The organism is Billgrantia aerodenitrificans, assembly GCF_021404405.1.
GTDB classification, from domain to species: Bacteria; Pseudomonadota; Gammaproteobacteria; order Pseudomonadales; family Halomonadaceae; genus Halomonas; species Halomonas aerodenitrificans.
The window spans coordinates 500867-514983 of record NZ_JABFTV010000001.1 but is presented as its reverse complement, the minus strand read 5'-3'; the positions used below and the strand labels follow the sequence as shown (position 1 = coordinate 514983).

The window sequence follows — 14117 nt, the reverse complement described above, 5'->3', positions numbered from 1 at the left end:
ATGTCATTGGGGTACGGGTCATTCACCGGTGAAGACGGCTCGACGTTTGCCATGGAAGGCCTCGACACCCTCGCGGAAGTCGCTGGAGGTTCGCAGCCGGCTGTAGCAGTGGCCTTCCATTTCGATGGCCACCGACAGCGGAGCATCCTCGTTGTCGTTGATCAGGCGCTTGGCGGTGCGCTGAGCGAGCGGTGAAAAGCCGCGCAGTTCGTCCACCAAGGCCTGGGTAGCGCTCTCCAGCTGGTCATCGGGCACGCACTCGCTGGCGATACCCCACGCCAGCGCCTGTGCACCGCCGATGCGCTTGGCACGCATCACCATGTGCTTGGTCCGGGCGATGCCGATGATCTTCTGCAGGCGGGCAGAGCCTCCGGACCCCGGGATTTGCCCCAATTTCTGCTCCGGCAGAGCATAGAGAGTCGTCTCGGAGGCGATGCGGAAATCGCAGGCCAATGACAGCTCGAAGCCGACGCCGAAGGTATAGCCACGGTTGACGGCGATCACCGGCTTCGAGCAACGCGCCGGGGCGGCCACGTTGTCGGCGAGCTTCGAGACATGTTCGGGTGATGCCTCGAGGAACCCCTTGATGTCGCCACCACTGGAGAAGTGTTCGCCCTCGGCACGCAGCACGATGACGCGCACGCCGTCATGGGCGTCCAGCGCCTCGAACACGCGACGCAGCTCGTCGCGTTGGGGCATCGAGATCACGTTGAGCGGCGGACGGTCGAGGATGATGTCGGCACGCTCGGCCTCGGCATCGACCTGGACCCTGAAACCGTCGAAGTCGCTGGCCAGAATGGTGTTCACGTCGGTACTGGTCATGTCATGGTTCCTTTATCGGTTCGGTTGTTCGGTTGTCAGTGAGGTCGTGTGCTGGGGCTTCCCTGTTCGCGCAGCACGCGGCGCAGGATCTTGCCCACGGGGGACTTGGGAATCTCGTCGACGAAGACGTAGCGCCGCGGGCGCTTGAAGCGGGCCAGGCCAGAATCGACGCAGTGCCGATCGAGTGCGCCCTCGTCGAGGGCCTGTCGGGCCTTGACGAAGGCGGTGACCACCTCGCCCCACTGCTCATCGGCCAGCCCCACCACCACGACCTCTTCCACCTGGGGGTGCACCGAGAGCACATTCTCGATCTCCACCGGGCTGACGTTCTCGCCACCGGTGATGATCAGGTCGTCGACACGGCCGGTGACGAACAGGTCGCCGTCGGCGTCGAAGTAGCCGGTATCGCTGGTGAAGTACCAGCCCTCCTTGAGCGCCTTGCGGTCGGCATCGGGGCGGTGCCAGTAGCCCTGGAAGGCCTCGTCGCCGGCCATGTCGGCGATGATCTCGCCCTCTTCCCCCACGCCCAGGATCTCGTCCGGCGACTCGGCGCCCACCCTGACCACCCGGATGCGTTGGTTGAGCGCAGGCCGACCCGATGAGCCCGGCTTGTCACTGGCCCGTTGGTCGATGGTGAAGGTATAGATCTCGGAGCTGCCGTAGTGGTTGACGAACAGGCTGGGCTGGAAGGCCTCCTGAACCCGTGCCATCAGCCCCGCACTCATCGGCGCGCCGGCGAAGCCCAGCTTGTCGACGCCGGCTACCCGCGGCGGTGAGAACTCGGGGTGCTCGATGAGCATGTGGTAGAGGGTCGGCACCAGGTAGAGGTTGGTGACGCCCTCACGCTCAATGGCGTCCAGCGTCGCCGCGGGATCGAACTTCGGCACGCAGACGAAGTGGCCGTCGATCAGCGCCATCGACAGCAGCGAGCGCACGCCCATGGTGTGATAGAGCGGCATCACGCCGAGGGTGCACTCGTCGTGGCGATAGAGGTTCTGTGCCACATGGGCCAGCGCTGCGGCACGCTCGGCGCGATGCAGGCGTGGCACACCCTTGGGCTTGCCGCTGGTACCCGAGGTGTAGAGCATCAACGAGACATCCTCGGCGTCGGCACGCAATACCAGCTCACCGTCCACACCGAGCAGGGCGTCGAAGTCATGGGCACCGATGTCCTCGACCCCTCCGGCAGTGATGCGTGGTAGCCGCTGTGCCTCGGGACAGCCGTTCACCGCTTCGGTCACCGAAGTGTCATAGGCGAGCGCCTTGACCTCGGCATCCTCGATGCAGTAACTCAGATCCCGGGCCGTGGATCGCCAGTTGAGGGGGGTGACCACGATCCCGGCGAATTGGCAGGCCCAGTGCAGGGTCGCCATCTGCCAGCGGTTCTGCATCACCACCAGCAGACGGTCCCCCTTGGCCAGGCCCATCGCTTCGAGGCTCCTGGCCACGCTCTGGATATCGGCGAACCATTCGGCATAGGTCTTGCGTAGCTCGCCATCGGAAATGGCAATCGCCCGGGGGCGACGCTCCACCGAGGCAAGAAAACTGCGACCAAGATCAAACATCGTTGTTCTCCTGTTGACTGTCAGGCACGGTCGCCTCGCGGCGCGTCCGGGCCACGTCGAGTACCGCCTGGACCATGCCGGTATAGCCGGTGCAACGGCACAGATGACCCGACAACATGTCGCGCACCTGGGCCTCGCTGGGGTCGGCCACACGGTCCAGGAACTCCTCGCAGGACATCAGAATGCCTGCGGTGCAGAAGCCGCACTGCAGGGCGTGATGACGCCGGAAAGCCTGTTGCAGATCGGAAAGGCCCTCCTCTTCTGCCAGCGACTCGACGGTGTCGAGCCGCCGACCCTCGGCCTGTACCGCGAGCATCAGGCAGCTGCGGCTGGCACGACCGTCGACGCGCACCGTGCAGGCACCGCACACGCCATGCTCACAGCCCACGTGCGTGCCGGTGGCCCCCAGCTCGTGGCGCAGGAAGTCACACAGCTGGGTGCGGGGCTCGGCGTAGCCGCTGCGCTCGCGACCATTGAGGGTCAGGGTCACGCGAATGCGCTGGTCAGCCCTGGCGTGCATGGGCGTTCTCCTCGTCTCTTGGCCCGCCGGCGATCAACTCCCGGCCGAGCTCGCGGATCAACTGGCGGCGATAGGCCGCCGTGGCATGGGCATCATCCTCGGCGCCCAAGGACCAGGCGAGGGCGTTAAGGGCCTCGCTCGGGTCAGCGTGGCGGGCGAGTTCGCGACTCACTGGGCGGTCGGCGACGCCACCCACGCCGAGGGTGACGCGGTTGCTGTCGACCACCGCCGCCAGCGCGACAATGGCGAAGTCACCGTGGCGCATGGCCACTTCGCGGAATCGGTACTCCGCGCCCGGCCTCGCCAGGGGAAAGCGCACTTCGGTGATCAGCTCGTCCTGACGGCGGTCGGTAGTCAGTACCCCCTGGAAGAAGTCCTCCGCCATGACCCGGCGCGACTTGCCGCGGCGGTTCTCGAGTACCACCTGCCCTCCCAGGGTGGCCAGACACAGCGGCAGCTCGGCGCTGGGATCGGCATGCGCGATCGAACCGCATACCGTGCCGCGGTTACGGGTCTGCCAATGGCCAATCCAGGGCATCGCCAGGGCCAGCAACGGGACCGCCTCGGCGAGACCGGGATACTGCAGCAATTCGGCTTGGGTCACCCCGGCACCCACCGCCAGGTGATCGTCACGCCGCTCGATGTAGTGCAGATCCTCTATACCGGCGATATCGAGCAGGTGCTTGGGCTGGGCCAGGCGCATGTTGAGCACCGCCATCAGCGACTGCCCACCCGCGATCAGTCGCGCCTCATCTCCATGTTCGTGAAGCAACTCACAGGCCTCGCGACGGCTGCTCGGCCGCCAGTAATCGAATGCAGCAGGTTTCATGAGCGACCTCCCCGGCCGGCGAACAGGCCCTTGAGGCGCTGCCACAGTGACAGCCGTGGTGCGGCGCCGCCCATGCGCTGGGCCAGGCGCGCAAAAATCTGGCCGATGATCATCCGCGAGGCGCTTTGCAGCATGCGCCCGCCCACCGAGGCGACCTTGCCGCCCACGGCGGCGTCGTAGTCGTAGTCGAGTCGCGTCTGGCCGCCCTCGACCTCGGTCAGCCGAATTTGCGCACTGCCCTCCGCCGAGCCCATGGCACTGGTGCCGGCCCCGGAAAGCCGCAGACCGTGCGGGGGGTCGAGGTCGGAGAGTGCCACCTGCGCATCGAAGCGCGCGCGGATCATCCCCACGCCGACGGTGACATCGGCTCGGTAGGCGTTCTCGCCGGTAAGCTCCAGGGCATGGCAGCCAGGGATGATCGCCTGCAGGGTCTCGGGATCGAGCAGGGTGTCGAAGACCGCCTGGGGGCTGCCCGGCAGCGTCACCGAGTCGCTGGCGGTGAGCCGCGAGCCGCCACCTGCTGCGGGAGCCGTCTGATCCTCGCCCACTCCCTGGGGCCGCGCAGGTTCCTCGATGCCGATCAGCGTGCGCACCTTGGACGGCGTCAGCGGCAACTCGATGTCCGCGATGCCCAAGGCGTCGGCCACGGCATTGGCGATGCACACCGGGGTGCTCATGTTGTTGCCCTCACCCACCCCCTTGGCACCCAGCGGGGTGAACGGCGACGGCGTCTCCCTGTGCAGGATCAGTGGTTCAGGCACCTCGACGCTGGTCGGTACCAGATAGTCGGCGAAGGTGCCGGACTGGAAGCTGCCATCGTCGCCGTAGGTAAATTCCTCCATCAGTGCCGCACCGAGCCCCTGGGCGAAGGCCCCACGCACCTGTCCATCGACCAGATCGGGATTGAGCAGGCGGCCAGCATCATGCAGGGTGACATAGCGGTCGAGTCTCACCTGGCCGGTGATGCGGTCGACCTCCACCCCGCAGTAGTCGAAGATGAAGCCGTAGCAGAGCGAGCTGTTGATACGATCGTCATCGTCCGGCGCCTCGAGCTGAGGCGGCGACCAGAACGCCGTCTCGCGCAACCCGCCCGGCTCGTCCTCGGGCAGTGTGCCCGGCGCCCAGTGGGTGGCGCCGGCCAGGCGGCCAAAGGGCATCGACAGCTCACTGTCGTTCACTATCACCTGCCCCTCGGCGAAGCGGATGCGACTGGCCTCCACCTGCCACTGAGCGGCGGCGATACCGGCCAGGCGATCGCGCACCTTCACCGCCGCCTGGTAGACCGCCCCGGCCACGGCGCCTGAGAAGCGGCTGGAGTAGTTGCCCGAGGCGATCGACCAGGCGTCCTTACCGGTATCGAGCTCGACATTGACGCTGATCGACTCAAGCGGCACCCCGAGCACCTCGGCGATCACCTGGGCGACCACCGTGCGATGCCCTTGCCCTTGCGGCGTCGACGAGACATGAGCGCTGACGTCGCCTAGCGGACCGACGCTGATCGTGGCGGTGCTCACCGCCCCGTTCTTGGGGCCGGCCTTACGCCGCTCCTCGGGCGTCATGGCGGTGGTGATATAGCCCATGTTGGAGATCGAGGGTTCCACCGCCACGGTGTAGCCGATGCCGTAGAGCCGTCCCTCGCGGCGGGCTGTCTCACGATGCGCCAGCAGTTCCTCCAACCCACCTTCGTGAATGCCCTGTTCCACAGCGGCGGGATAGTCACCAGAGTCGAGCAATGCTCCGGCAGCGGCCCGATAGGGAAAGCTGCCGGACGGCACCAGGTTGCGACGGATCACCTCGAGAGGATCGAGGTCGAGTTCCACGGCGATGCGCTGCATCAACCGCTCGAGGGCGAAATAGATTTGAGGCCCGCCGAAGCCGCGGTTGAGTCCAGTGGGCGTCTTGTTGGTCAGCGCGACGCGGTTGCGCACGACAAGATGCCGGATCGCATAGGCACCGGTCAGGTTGCCGTGCATGCGGTAGAAAGTGGCCGGTTCCGGCGCACGCAGGTAAGCGCCGCAGTCGTCGACCTGATCCCAGTACAGGGCGGTGACACGCCCATCGCGGGTCACTGCAGCCTCTATCTCGGTCATCCGATTGGTAGCCGAGGAAGCCCCCTGAAGGTGCTCGAGGCGATCCTCCACCCATTTCACCGGAGCGCCGGCCTTGCGGGCGGCCAACCCCATCATCACCACATAGGGAAAGACCCCCTGCTTGATGCCGAAGCTGCCACCGGAGTCCGGCGGGGTACGCAGCCGAAAGCGGTTGCCGGGTACCTTGAGGGCACGAGCCATCACCGTATGCAGCGCATAGGGGCCCTGGAAGTTGGCGAGTACATCATAGCTGGCACTGGCTGGGTCATACTCGGCGAGCACCACGTAGCACTCCATCGGCGTACAGGAGCTGCGCGGCACGCGCACCTTGAGCGCGACGCGATGCTCGGCCTCGGCGAAGGCCTGCTCGGGGTCGCCATAGCGAAAGTGGCGCTCGCTGACCACATTGCTGCCGACTGCCTCATGGAGCAGCGGGGCGTCGGCTGCGATGGCCGCCTCGGTATCCACCGCGACGGGCAGCGTCTGGTAGTCGACGCGGATGGCGTCGAGGGCGTCCTCGGCGAGGTAGCGACTCTCGGCCATCACCACGGCGAGCGGTTCGCCGACGTAGCGCACCTTGTCGACGGCCAGACACCAGTGCTCCATGGGCTGGCGCACGCCGACCGGAAAGGGCCGCGCCCAGCGCTTGACGTCCTCGCCGGTCAGGACGGCATGCACGCCAGGCATGGCCAGCGCCGGCGAGGCGTCCAGGCCGACCAGCCGGGCATGGGCATGGGGTGAACGCAGCACGGCGGCATGCAGGGTGCCTGGCGCCACCGCCAGGTCGTCGGCATAGCGACCACGCCCCTGCAGCAGGGCATCGTCCTCGATGCGCGGCTGCCGGCGGCCAATTTGGCCCGACTGCCCCTCCCGCAAGGCTGGCTCGAAAGCGTTCATTCACTCCTCCGCGATGGCCGTGTCGGAATCGGTTGCCATCTGGAGAGAAGTCTATGGAGTCGCTCGCCGATCGGCCTTGCTCGGCGGGATGGAGTTTGGCCCCATCATCGGCACTTTTACCCGAGAGTCTGAATTGCAACTAAAGGATAAGGAGCCGTCGCCAGTGCACACACACGGCTTTCGAACGCAGGAAGGCGGCCCTTGGGCCGCCTTCCTGTCACGATGCTGGAGTCCCTCGTCAGCAGTGGCTCAGTCGAACTCGACGCCGATACGACGCCCCACCTCTTCGTAGGCCTCGATCACACCGCCGAGGCCCTGACGGAAACGGTCCTTGTCCATCTTGTTGCGGGTCTCGGCGTCCCACAGGCGGCAGCCGTCCGGCGAGAACTCGTCGCCCAGCACGATCTGGCCCTTGAACAGCCCGAACTCCAGCTTGTAGTCCACCAGCAGCAGGCCGCCGTCGGCGAACAGCTGCTTGAGCACCTCGTTGACCTTGAAGGTCAGCGACTTCATCTCGGCGAGCTGTGCGGGCGTGGCCCAGCCGAAGGTCTCGGCCAGCGACTCGTTGATCATCGGGTCGTGCAGCGCGTCGTTCTTGAGGAACAGCTCGAAGGTGGGCGGCGTGAGTTCGCGCCCCTCTTCCACGCCGAGGCGCTTGACCAGGCCGCCGGCGGCGATGTTGCGCACCACGCACTCCACCGGAATCATCTCGAGCTTCTTGACCAGGCTCTCGGTGTCGGAGAGACGCTTCTTGAAGTGGGTGGGAATGCCCGCCGCGGCCAGCTTCTCCATGATGAAGGCGTTGAAGCGGTTGTTGACCATGCCCTTGCGTGCCAGCGACTCCATGCGCTCGCCGTCGAAGGCGCTGGTGTCGTCACGGAAATGCAAGACGAGCAGATCGGGGTCGTCGGTGGCGTACACCGATTTGGCCTTGCCGGCGTAGAGTTCTTGACGCTTTTCCATGGGGGTCTCCAGAAGGTGAAGGCAATGACCTTAGCGTGGCAATTCAGCGGATCGCCTGCCACTGCAGCCCGCTGTCCTGGGCGGCAATCGTCAGGCGTGATGCGTCGCCGTCGAGCAGCGGCGTGAGTGCCTCGAGAGCCAGCTCGGGGCGGTTGTTGTGTTCGGACAGATGCGAGCAGACGATGCGCTGCAGGCGATCGAGCCCCAAATGCTGCAGCAGCGCCGCGGCCTGGATGTTGGCCAGATGCCCCCAGTTGCCGCCCACGCGCCGCTTGAGCTGCGGCGGATAAGGGCCGATCTCGAGCATGTGGCGATCGTGGTTGCACTCGAGAATGAGGGCATCGCAACCACGGAATGCCTCGATGACGTGCTCGCTGGGATGGCCCAGATCGGTCAATACACCCAGATGGCAGCCACGGGATTCGAAGCGAAACTGCACCGGCTCACGGGCGTCGTGGGGCACCGTGATCGGGTCGATCACCAGGCTCTTCACGGCAAAGCGCGCCTGCGGCGTGATCCAGTGGCGCTGGGGCACCTCGCCGAGACGCCCGGAGAGCCAGGTACCCGGCGTGAGGTAGACCGGCACCCCATGGCGGCGTGCCAGCGGCCCTACGCCGCGCAGGTGGTCGCCGTGCTCATGAGTGACCAGCACCGCATCGAGCTGGCGCGGATGCACACCAAGACGTGCCAGCCGGCGCTCGGTCTCGCGCAGGCCGAAACCGCAATCCACCAGCACCGAGGTCTCGCCGTCGCTGACCAGGGTCGCGTTGCCCTTGCTGCCGCTGCCGAGCGAGGCAAAGCTGAGCTTGCCAGCGCTCGACAACGGCGTATCGCCCTTGCCTTTCGGCATCAGCGCAGCAGGCCCGACACCCGCTCGAGCAGCTCACGGGCGTCCTCTTCGTTGAAGCGTCGCTCGCTCTCGTTGACGGCCCGCAGGGTGGTGCGTTCGGGACCTTCGGCCTCGAGCACAAGGCGGATCTCCTGGGGCATCTGGCGCACGTCGGGACTCAAGGCGATCTGCAGGAAGCCACGACCACGCTCCGAGACGGTCATGTAGTTGACCAGGAAGTCGTGCTGCTGCGGGTTCTGCTCGAGCAGCTCGCGCCGCCCCTCGACGGCAAAGTCGGCTTGCAACTGGTGGTTCAGTTCAGCCCAGACGCGGTCGACGTCGAGCGGAATGCGCACCACCCACTCGCCGCTGGAAAGCTGCTCCAGTCTCAGGCGGTCTTCGCTGGCGATCTGCTGGCCGGCCAGGGAGGCGGCGCTGGCAGTAGCGCTACGGGCACTGAAGTGCTGTTCCAGCGCATCCAGACAGGCGGCCACCGGACGGCCGTTCAGGTCGCAGCGCACTTCGCTGTCACCGGCGCGCAGCCCTTGACGTACGCTCAGGCGGCCCTGGGCGGTTTCCAGTACGCCGCGCGCATCGTCGCTCGCCTGCACCTGCAGCCCGCGAGCGCGGGTGAAGTCCTGCAGCTGCGGCCACACCATGCCCGGGTCGGCCGCCACCACCAGCCACTGGTCGGTACCGATTTCACGCCGCTCGACGAAATCGCGCTCCACCGCGCCGCCAGAAGCCAGGCGCGTGGGGCTGGGGGCGCGGAAACGATCGTCGCTGGGGCGCAAGCTGCCCTGCGCTTGCGGCACCGGCATGGCGTCGCGATAGCGCTGTTCGTTACGCCCTTCGGGCAATACCAGAGGCGCGCTGCGCTGGGCGCTCACGTAGTCGATGTTGCGGTCGTCGTAGAAGCCTTCGCGGGCGCAGCCGGCCGTGGCCAGGGCGGCCACGGCCACCAGCGGCATCCATTTCAGCGCAGAATTCATGCAGTCACCTTGCAGTCAGGTTCTCAGGGCGGCGGGGCTTCCCACTCGCCTCAATCGTCGATCACGCCGGCCAGTTGCAGGGCCTCGTCCACCGTCGCATGGTATTTGCCGGACAGCCAGGTGAGCGGCAAACGAATGCCCTGGTCGATCAGCCCCATGCGGTGCAGCGCCCATTTGACCGGTATCGGATTGGACTCGATGCCCAGGTTGGTATGCAGCGGCATCAGTCGTGTGTTGATCTGGTGCGCACGGTCGGCATCGCCGGCCACCGCCGCCACGCACAGCTCATGCATGGCCTTGGGCGCCACGTTGGCAGTGACCGAGATGTCACCGTTGCCGCCCATCAGCATGAACTCGCAGGCGGTGCTGTCGTCGCCGGAGTAGAGCATGAAACCGCTGCCCTTGAGCCGTGAAATGAGGTCCTCGGCGCGCTCCAGGTTACCGGTGGCATCCTTGAGGCCGATGATGTTGTCGACCTCGGCCAGGCGCATCACGGTCTCGTTGTAGAGATCGGAACAGGTGCGGCCGGGCACGTTGTAGAGAATCACCGGCAGGCGGCTGCCCTCCGCCACGGCCTTGAAGTGGCGATAGAGCCCTTCCTGGGTTGGCTTGTTGTAGTAGGGGCATACCGAGAGGCAGTAATCGGCACCCACTTCGCTGGCATAGCGAGCCAGCTCGACGGCCTCGGAAGTGGCGTTGGCCCCGGTGCCGGCGATCACCGGAATGCGACCGTCGACCTCTTCCACCACGGCGCGAATCACGTCGAAGTGCTCGGCGAACGACATGGTGGTGGGCTCACCGGTGGTGCCGGCTGCCACGATGCCATCGGTACCGTTCTCCAGGTGGAAGTTCACCAAGCGGCGCAACGCCTCCCAGTCGATGTCGCCATTGGCCTTCATCGGCGTCGCCAGGGCGACGATACTGCCAGTGATCATCCTCTCGTTCCTCTACGCAATAGCACGCAATAGCGCTCTGCCGCACCCACGACCATGGCTCGACACGGCCGCGAGCAAAGGGTAAATGGTACTCAGGCCGCACAGGCCTGTACAGCACGCCGACGGGCTCTTTGACAGCGAACGCCGACCTGCGTGTAATGAAACGCTTTCAAACGACCACAGGAGGCGTCATGACGCTTGCCATCGGACAGCCCGTTCCCGACTTCACTGCCACCGCCACCGGCGACACCACCCTCTCCCTCAGCCAGTTCAAGGGGCGTCAGGTCGTGATCTTCTTCTACCCCAAGGCCAGCACGCCCGGCTGTACCACCGAGGGCGGCGACTTTCGCGACCGCAAGGCCGACTTCGATGCCGTCGACACGGTCATCCTCGGCATTTCCCGGGATGGCATTCGCGCCCAGGAGAATTTCAAGACCAAGCAGGCCTTCAACTTCGAGCTGATTTCCGACAAGGACGAGGAAGTCTGCAAGCTGTTCGACGTCATCAAGCTGAAAAAGCTCTACGGCAAGGAGCATCTCGGCATCGAACGCAGCACCTTCCTGATCGATGCCGAAGGCAAGCTCGCCCGCGAGTGGCGCGGCGTCAAGGTCAATGGGCACGCTCAGGAAGTGCTGGAAGCCGCCCGGGAACTCCACGCCAGCAAGTGAGACAGCGCAAGGGGCGTTTTGCTCCGCCCGGCCGGTGGCCGGGCGGACATTGGCCCATCACTCCTCGGCGGATTGCTCCAGCTCCACCGACTGCTGTGAGTCGTGGTATTGCCGGATGCCCCTTGGCCAGGCATACACCAGCGCCTTGAGCAGCGTCGCCAGCGGAATGGCAAAGAAGATGCCCCAGAAGCCCCAGATACCACCGAAGAACAGCACGGCCACGATGATCGACACCGGATGCAGGTTGACCGCCTCGGAGAACAGGATCGGCACCAGCACGTTGCCGTCCAGCGCCTGGATCACGCCGTAGGCGATCAGCACATAGAGGAACTGCTCGCTCATGCCGAAATGGAACCCCGCCACGGCGGCGACCGGCAAGGTGGCCACGGCGGCACCGATATAGGGCACCAGCACCGAGATCCCTACCAGCACGGCCAGCAGTGCCGAATAGGGCAGGCCGAAGAAGGCGAAGGTAAAGAACGACACCGTGCCGACGATGATGATCTCGACGAACTTGCCGCGTACGTAGTTGGCGATCTGGGTATCCATCTCCTGCCAGATGCGCGTCATCAGCGTACGCTGCTGCGGCAGCAGCGAGAGCGTGAAGTCGACCAGTTGCTCGCGATCCTTGAGCAGGAAGAACACCAGAATCGGCACCAGTACCAGGTAGATGATCAGCGCCAGCACGTTGCCCAGCGAGGCCAGCGAAAGCGTCAGGGCACGCTGACCGAACTGGGTCAGCTCACGCCCCGCCACCGCGATCCACTCCTGCACCTGATCCGGCGTGACCAGGGTGGGATAACGCTCCTGAACGTCATCGAGCCAGCGCTGCCCGCTGGCCACGATACGTGGCGTCTCCTGCACCAGCCCCACGAGCTGGTTCCATATCAACGGCATCAGGATGAACGCCAGGGCCAGCAATACCCCGATGAAGGCCAGGAAGATCAGCGTCACGGCCAGCAGATGGGGCACGCCTTGTCGGGTCAGGGCATTGACCCCGCCCTGCAGCAGAAAGGCGATCACCAGCGCCGTGAGGAAGGGCGCCAGCATGCGGCCGAACAGGATCACCACGGCGAAGCCGAGCACCAGCAGGACCAACAGGATCACCGCTTCCTCGTCCGAGAAGTAGTGCTCGATCCAGCCCTTGAACACCTCACGCAAGGTCATGAAGCGAGCTCCTCGCCCTTGCGCAGCCAGTAGTGGTAAACCTCGCCGCGCTCTTCGCGCTGCAACAGTTCATGAATACTGTTGTCGGCAAAGGTCTCGAAGTCGCGCCAGGAGCCGGCATCGGTCGCCATGATCTCGAGCACCTGGCCGGGCTTCAGCCGGGCCAGCGCCTGCTTCGCCTTGAGCAGAGGCAGCGGACAAGGTAGGCCGCAGGCATCGAGTACATCATCAGGTTGCACAGCCATGTCGTCTCCCGGGAAAATGCCGATGGTTCACGCTGCCTTGCAGGAAAGCGTAAAACCCTTGAGATTTAAAGGCACTTTGCAGGCCGAATCAATGTCGGAGAGAAACCGACCGACGCTTCGAACGAGACTGGCACATGCTGCGCAAGACCCGAACCTGCCTGACCGCTGGCGCTGCCGCCCTGACGCTGGCCTTGACCCTGGGCGCTCCTGCCACTGCTACGGACGACTATGGTCTACCCAGCCTGACCGGCACCAGCCAGGCCATGACCGGCGAGGAGTTTCGCCTGGGTCGCGCCTGGCTGCGCCAGTTCCATGCCCGGGCGCCTATCTGGCAAGACCCCATCGCCCAGGAATACGTGGAAACACTGCTGGGCCGGCTGATGCCCCACAGCGGCCTGTCCGATACTCGCTCGGTGGTGGTACTGGTGGACAGCCGGACGCTCAATGCCTTCGCCGTGCCGGGCGGGGTGATCGGCGTCAATGCCGGCCTGTTCGCCTTCGCCGATGAGGAGGATGCAGTCGCCTCGGTGCTGGCCCACGAGCTGGGCCACCTGTCGCAGCGTCACTATGCCCGCGGCCAGGCCCGCGCCGAGCAGACCCAACTGCCAGCCATGGCCGCGATGCTGGCCGGCATGCTGATCGCTGCCAGCGGCGGCGGCGATGCCGGCATCGCTGCCGCCATGGGCTCTCAGGCCGCCTTCATTCAAGATCAATTGGCCTACTCGCGGCGCTTCGAGCAGGAGGCCGACCGCCTCGGCCTGCAGACCATGGCTCAGGCCGGCTTCGACCCCGAAGCCATGGTCAGGATGTTCCGCGCCATGCAGCGTCAGGTGAGCCTGCAAGGCGGCAATCCGCCGGAGTTCCTGCTCACCCACCCGCTGACCGAATCGCGTATCAGCGACGCCGAAGCCCGCGCCTCGCAGCTCGAGGCCATCCGCCCTCGCGAGGGCGACCCAAGCTACCACCTGGTGCGCGCCAGGGCTCTGCTGGCGGTGAATCAGCGCGATCCGCAGCAGGCGGCGACCCGCCTGGCCCAGGGCGACGCCCCCCAAGCTGTGCGGCGCTACCTGGACGCACTGATCGCCGCCCACAACGGTCAGACCGATACCGCCCTCAGCCAGCTCGATGCCATCGCCCGGGAGTTGCCCGACCTGGCCATCATCCCTGCCAGCGCCGCCGACGTGGCCTTCCAGGCCGGTCGCTACGAAGACGCCATCGAGCGCAGCCGACGCATCCTGCGACTGATGCCGGGCCACATGCCGGCCACCCGCACCCTGGGCGAGGCGCTGCTGCAGCATGACCCCAACGAAGCCTATCGCATCCTGCGCGACCTCTCCGAGCGTCGCTCCGAGGATCCGCAGGTCTTCGCCCTGCTTGCCGAAGCCGCCGGGCGTAGCGGACGTGAGGCCTGGGGGCATCTGGCCCGGGCCGAGCACATGCAGCTCACCGGGGACATCCAGCGCGCCATTCGCCAGCTCGACGTGGCGCGTCAGGTTGCCGAGCAAAGCGGCGACAGCAACGCCCTGGCGCGCATCGAGCAGCGGCGCGAGGCCTTTGTTGGGTATCGCGAGACAATGGAAAAATTCAGGTAACAA

General features: G+C 65.8%; 13 protein-coding genes. 2 read left to right on the top strand and 11 right to left on the bottom strand.

Going from position 1 to position 14117, the window contains the following annotated elements:
- Positions 1-18: 18 nt before the first annotated feature.
- The 9 genes from HOP59_RS02480 to dapA all read right to left on the bottom strand — a co-directional run bounded on the left by HOP59_RS02480 (position 19) and on the right by dapA (position 10442).
- Positions 19-822, bottom strand: coding sequence for an enoyl-CoA hydratase/isomerase family protein (locus tag HOP59_RS02480; RefSeq protein ID WP_234252699.1), 804 nt, complete (start codon positions 820-822; stop codon positions 19-21).
- A 35-nt stretch (positions 823-857) separates the two neighbouring features.
- Positions 858-2387: an AMP-binding protein gene (locus HOP59_RS02475; RefSeq protein WP_234252698.1), complete on the bottom strand. Its 1530-nt coding sequence runs from the start codon at positions 2385-2387 to the stop codon at positions 858-860.
- Positions 2380-2907, bottom strand: coding sequence for a (2Fe-2S)-binding protein (locus tag HOP59_RS02470; protein ID WP_234252697.1), 528 nt, complete (start codon positions 2905-2907; stop codon positions 2380-2382). Before HOP59_RS02470 ends, HOP59_RS02475 begins: the two co-directional genes overlap by 8 nt.
- Positions 2891-3736: an FAD binding domain-containing protein gene (locus HOP59_RS02465; RefSeq protein ID WP_234252696.1), complete on the bottom strand. Its 846-nt coding sequence runs from the start codon at positions 3734-3736 to the stop codon at positions 2891-2893. Before HOP59_RS02465 ends, HOP59_RS02470 begins: the two co-directional genes overlap by 17 nt.
- Positions 3733-6723 (bottom strand): xanthine dehydrogenase family protein molybdopterin-binding subunit, encoded by a 2991-nt coding sequence (locus tag HOP59_RS02460; protein ID WP_234252695.1) that lies wholly within the window; start codon positions 6721-6723, stop codon positions 3733-3735. The genes HOP59_RS02465 and HOP59_RS02460 overlap by 4 nt, the downstream gene beginning before the upstream one ends.
- A 249-nt stretch (positions 6724-6972) precedes the next feature.
- Positions 6973-7686, bottom strand: a complete 714-nt coding sequence (purC, locus tag HOP59_RS02455; protein ID WP_234252694.1) for a phosphoribosylaminoimidazolesuccinocarboxamide synthase — start codon at positions 7684-7686, stop codon at positions 6973-6975.
- A gap of 43 nt (positions 7687-7729) precedes the next feature.
- Positions 7730-8536: an MBL fold metallo-hydrolase gene (locus HOP59_RS02450; RefSeq protein ID WP_234252693.1), complete on the bottom strand. Its 807-nt coding sequence runs from the start codon at positions 8534-8536 to the stop codon at positions 7730-7732.
- Complete coding sequence (locus HOP59_RS02445) at positions 8536-9507, bottom strand: hypothetical protein (protein ID WP_026038272.1); 972 nt, start codon at positions 9505-9507, stop codon at positions 8536-8538. The genes HOP59_RS02450 and HOP59_RS02445 overlap by 1 nt, the downstream gene beginning before the upstream one ends.
- A gap of 50 nt (positions 9508-9557) precedes the next feature.
- The gene (gene dapA, locus HOP59_RS02440) at positions 9558-10442 is read right to left on the bottom strand and encodes a 4-hydroxy-tetrahydrodipicolinate synthase (protein WP_010629732.1); all 885 of its coding nucleotides are present in this window, start codon (positions 10440-10442) and stop codon (positions 9558-9560) included.
- Positions 10443-10633: 191 nt separating this feature from the next.
- Between dapA and HOP59_RS02435 the strand changes: the two genes are divergently transcribed.
- Positions 10634-11110, top strand: a complete 477-nt coding sequence (locus HOP59_RS02435) for a peroxiredoxin (RefSeq protein WP_010629733.1) — start codon at positions 10634-10636, stop codon at positions 11108-11110.
- Between the two features lie 57 nt (positions 11111-11167).
- On the opposite strand, the gene HOP59_RS02430 is transcribed toward HOP59_RS02435, so the two are convergent.
- Both HOP59_RS02430 and HOP59_RS02425 read right to left on the bottom strand, forming a co-directional pair.
- Positions 11168-12277 carry an AI-2E family transporter gene (locus tag HOP59_RS02430; RefSeq protein WP_010629734.1) on the bottom strand — a complete coding sequence of 370 codons (1110 nt, stop codon included), beginning with the start codon at positions 12275-12277 and terminating at the stop codon, positions 11168-11170.
- Positions 12274-12522 carry a sulfurtransferase TusA family protein gene (locus tag HOP59_RS02425; protein WP_010629735.1) on the bottom strand — a complete coding sequence of 83 codons (249 nt, stop codon included), beginning with the start codon at positions 12520-12522 and terminating at the stop codon, positions 12274-12276. The genes HOP59_RS02430 and HOP59_RS02425 overlap by 4 nt, the downstream gene beginning before the upstream one ends.
- A gap of 134 nt (positions 12523-12656) precedes the next feature.
- On the opposite strand from HOP59_RS02425, the gene HOP59_RS02420 reads away from it, so the two are divergent.
- The gene (locus HOP59_RS02420) at positions 12657-14114 is read left to right on the top strand and encodes a M48 family metalloprotease (RefSeq protein ID WP_234252692.1); all 1458 of its coding nucleotides are present in this window, start codon (positions 12657-12659) and stop codon (positions 14112-14114) included.
- Positions 14115-14117: the final 3 nt, after the last annotated feature.